1 protein-coding gene is annotated in these 311 nt (G+C 65.0%); it reads right to left on the reverse strand.

Annotated features, from left to right (window positions below):
* On the reverse strand, positions 1-311 hold a 311-nt coding region (locus tag B3187_RS15880; RefSeq protein WP_286807429.1), incomplete at both ends, for a hypothetical protein.

Raw genomic sequence — 311 nt, forward strand, 5'->3', positions numbered from 1 at the left:
GCCCATGGGGAACAGGTCGATCAGGGCGCCGCGCACCGCAAATTCGCCGTGCTCGTACACCGTGTCGACGCAGTGGTAGCCGGCTTTTTCCAGTCGGCTGCGCAGTGCGTCCAGGTCCAGGCGCTCGCCCGGCTCCAGGAGCAGGCTGTTGCTCAGCAGGTAGCTCTGCGGCATCAGCCTCTGCAGGATACTGGTGACCGGCACCACCAATATGCCCTGGCGGGTGCCGGGCAGACGGTAGAGGGTGCGAAGGCGCTCGGAAATGATGTCCTGGTGCGGGGAAATCGTGTCGTAGGGCAGGGTTTCCCAGT

Origin of the sequence: Marinimicrobium sp. UBA4209 (assembly GCF_002381585.1) — a bacterium.
Lineage (GTDB): Bacteria > Pseudomonadota > Gammaproteobacteria > Pseudomonadales > Cellvibrionaceae > Marinimicrobium > Marinimicrobium koreense.